The organism is Streptomyces sp. NPDC007875 (assembly GCF_042868035.1).
GTDB lineage: Bacteria > Actinomycetota > Actinomycetes > Streptomycetales > Streptomycetaceae > Streptomyces > Streptomyces antimycoticus.
Map to the genome: position 1 here is coordinate 1 of NZ_JBIADZ010000093.1, position 4,073 is coordinate 4,073.

Annotated in this window: 2 protein-coding genes; both read left to right on the top strand. The window is 71.3% G+C overall.

Features of this window, described 5'->3' with window-relative positions:
* Positions 1–2,494 (top strand): SDR family NAD(P)-dependent oxidoreductase (locus ACFYOY_RS48995; RefSeq protein ID WP_388594609.1); only part of this gene is annotated, 2,494 nt, incomplete at its 5' end.
* A gap of 47 nt (positions 2,495–2,541) precedes the next feature.
* The coding region (locus tag ACFYOY_RS49000; protein WP_351906588.1) for a beta-ketoacyl synthase N-terminal-like domain-containing protein at positions 2,542–4,073 on the top strand (1,532 nt) is incomplete at its 3' end.

The following is a 4,073-nucleotide window of genomic DNA, read 5'->3' on the forward strand; positions in this document are numbered from 1 at the left end:
CACCGCACCCCACACCAGCCTGTATCTCGAACTCGGCCCCGACCCCACCCTCACCACCGCAACCCACCACACCCTCCACCACCACACCACCACCACCGAGCAGAACAACCCCACCCACCGACCCACACCCCTCACCACCTCCACCCTCACCCACAAACGGCCCGACACCCAAGCCCTCACCCACACCCTCGCCCAACTCCACACCACGGGCGTGGAAGTCGACTGGACCAGTTGGTTTCCCACCACCCCCACCCCCCGCACCATCGACCTCCCCACCTACGCCTTCCAACACCAGCACTACTGGCTCGCCCCGCCCGCTCCGCGCGCCGACGCTCATGCCAACGGCCACGACCCGGCCGAGGCCAGGCTCTGGGACGCCATCGAAGAGCTCGACGTCGACGCTCTCACCAGCACACTCCAGCTGGAGAAGGACAGCCCCGGCATCAACGCCCTGCTGCCCGCACTCCCCGTACTGTCGACCTGGCGGCGCCGGCACCGCGAACGGTCCACCATCGACTCCTGGCGCTATCGCGTCGCGTGGAAGCAGCTGCCGGACCCCGCCACAGCGCCGACGCTCAGCGGGACCTGGCTGCTGCTCGTCCCCTCCGGGCTGGAGGAGCACCCGGCCGTCCTCGCCGCCGTCCAGGCGCTCGACGCCCATGGCGCGGCCCATGAGCTTCTGTCGGTCGACGGCGCGGACGCCCGGCGCGATGGCCTTGCCCCACTGGTCTCGCATCTGCCCGACGGCAGCACACCCGAGGGCATTCTGAGTCTGCTCGCGCTCGACCAGATGCCCCACCCCGACCACCCCGCCGTCCCCCTGGGGCTGGCCGCGACGGCCGCGCTCGTCCAGGCCCTCAGCCAAACGGCGTCGGTCGCGCCCCTGTGGTGCGTCACTCAGGGTGCGGTGGCCGCCGTCGCCACCGATCCGCTCCCCCACCCGCACCAGGCCCAGATCTGGGGTATGGGCCGGGTCGCGGCGCTGGAACACCCGCATCTCTGGGGCGGTCTCATCGACCTCCCGGCCGTCGTCGACGCCCGCACCGCCGCCCGTATCGCCGCCGTGCTGGTGCCCGGTCAGCCCGAGGACCAGGTGGCCATCCGCTCCACCGCCCTGGCCCGCCGACTGGAGCGCGCCGCCTGCCCGGACACCGCACCCACCACGTGGCGCCCCGCCGGAACGACCCTGATCACCGGTGGCACCGGCGGTCTCGGCGCCCATGTCGCCCGCTGGCTCGCCCACCACGGCGCACCCCACCTCCACCTCATCAGCCGCTCCGGCCCCGACGCCCCCGGCGCCACCCAACTCGCCCAAGAACTCACCACCCTGGGCACCACCGTCACCATCACCGCCTGCGACGCCACCGACCGCACCGCACTCCAACACCTCCTCACCACCATCCCCGATGAACACCCCCTCACCACCGTCATCCACGCCGCCGGTATCGCCGAGAACACCCCGCTCGCGGAGGTGGATCTTCCGGGGATCGAGGCGGTGCTGCGGCCCAAGGCGCTCGCGGCGGCCCTGCTCCATGAACTCACCGAGGATCTCGACCTCGGCGCGTTCGTGCTCTTCTCGTCCGGCGCGGCCGTGTGGGGCGGGAGCCGACAGCCCTCCTACGCGGCCGCCAACGCCTATCTCGACGCTCTCGCGGAGCACCGCCGCGCCCGGGGGCTCCCCGCCACCAGCCTCGCTTGGGCGCCATGGAGCGATGCCGGCATGGCCGCCGACGAGGCCGTCGTCGAGTACTACCGCCGGCGCGGGATGCGTCCCCTGGACACCGATCTCGCCATTGCCTCGCTCCAGCACTCCCTCGACCACGGCGACACCACGGTCACCATCGCGGACATCGACTGGGAGAGGTTCCCGGCCGGTTTCACCGCGCAGCGGCCCAGTCCGCTGCTGTCCGACCTGGCCGCCGCCACGTCGCCGGGCGTCGATGCCGCTGCGGACGACGCCGCGGCCGTGAGCAGTTCGCTTCAGCGGCAGCTGGCCACCGGCACCCCCACCCAGCAGCATCTGCTTCTCCTCCATCACATCCAGACGCATGCCGCAGCGATCCTCGGCCACTCCACCATCGATGCCGTTCCACCGGCCCAGCCGTTCCAGGAGTTGGGGTTCGACTCCCTCACTGCCGTTGAGTTCGGGCATCGGCTCTCCGCCGCCACCGGTCTCGACCTTCCGCCCACCCTGGTCTTCGACCATCCCACCCCCAAGGAGCTGGCCGATTTTCTGCGCGAGCGGCTCGTCGAGGGGGAGCTGCCTTCCGAGGGACATCTGCTGTCGGAGCTCGACCGGTGGGACGCGGTCTCGGCACCCTCGGCGGTGGACGAGGCGGCTCGTCGGCGGATCACCGGGCGACTGCGGCTGCTGCTGGCCAAGTGGAGCGACACGGAACGGGAAACGGAGCGTTCCGCGGCCCACAGCGAGCTCGAGGCGGCGACAGCAGAAGACATCTTCGACCTCATCTCCGACGAGTTCGGAAAGTCGTGAGCCCGATGACCCCCATCCTCCGCGACGCGCCAAGGAGCCTCCGCTAGATGTCGAACGAAGAGAAGCTGCTCGACCACCTCAAGTGGGTCACGGCCGAGTTGCGCCAGACCCGTGAGCGTCTGCGGGAGGCCGAGTCCGCCGAGCCGGAGCCCATCGCGATCGTGGGCATGGCCTGCCGCTATCCGGGTGGGGTGCGGTCGCCGGAGGAGCTGTGGCGGCTGGTGCGGGACGGGGAGGACGCCGTCTCCGGCTTTCCCACGGACCGGGGGTGGGGCACGGAGGAGCTGTTCGACCCGGATCCCGAAAGCTACGGGAAGTCCTATGTGGACCAGGGCGGATTCTGCTACGACGCGACCGAATTCGACGCGGCCTTCTTCGACATCAGCCCCCGCGAGGCCCAGGCCATGGACCCTCAGCAGCGACTGCTTCTGGAGACCGCGTGGGAGGCGTTCGAGCGCGCGGGGCTCAATCGGGAGTCGCTGAGCGGCAGTAACACCGGAGTGTTCGCCGGGGTGGGTTCGCATGACTATCTGTCGGTCATCGGCAACATCACCAGCGAGGTGGAGGGCTACGTCGGCGCCGGGAACCTCGGCAGTGTGGTGTCCGGCCGGGTGGCGTACTCGCTCGGCCTCGAGGGTCCGGCGGTCACGGTGGACACCGCGTGTTCCTCGTCGCTGGTCGCCATCCACCTGGCCACTCAGGCGCTGCGCCACGGCGAATGCGATCTGGCCCTGGCCGGCGGGGTGGCCGTGATGGCGACGCCCGGCGCGTTCATCGAGTTCTCCCGGCAGCGTGGCATGGCCCCGGACGGCCGTTGCAAGCCGTTCGCGGCGGCCGCCGACGGCACCGGATGGGGCGAGGGCGCCGGGTTGATCGTCCTGGAGCGCCTGTGCGAGGCGCAGCGCCGCAACCGTCGTATTCTCGGGGTGATCCGGGGTTCGGCGGTCAACCAGGACGGCGCCAGCAACGGTCTCACGGCACCGAACGGGCCCTCGCAGCAACGGGTGATCCGACAGGCGCTGGCCAATGCGCAGGTGTCCGCCGCCGAGGTGGACGCGGTCGATGGGCACGGCACCGGGACCACGCTCGGCGATCCGATCGAGGCCCAGGCGCTGCTGGCCACGTACGGCCAGGGCAGGCCGGAGGATGGGCCGCTGTGGCTCGGCTCGATCAAGTCCAACCTGGGGCACACCCAGGCCGCCGCCGGTGCGGCCAGTGTGATCAAGATGGTCATGGCGATGCGGCATGAGCTGCTGCCCGCCTCGCTGCACATCGACGAGCCGACGCCCCACGCCGACTGGGCGTCGGGTGCGGTGCGGCTGCTGACCGAACCGGTTCCCTGGCCGCGCGGGGAGCGTCCGCGCCGGGCCGGTGTGTCCGCGTTCGGTATCTCCGGTACGAACGCTCACCTCATCCTTGAGCAGGCCCCCGAACCGGCCGAGGCGACCCCCGCACCGGACACCTCGCCGGGCGGTGCGGCGGGGGGTGTGGTGCCGTGGGTGGTGTCCGGTCGTGGCCGTGAGGCGTTGCGCGGCCAGGCCACGGCACTGGCCGAGCGAGTGGCCGCCAACCCGGAGGT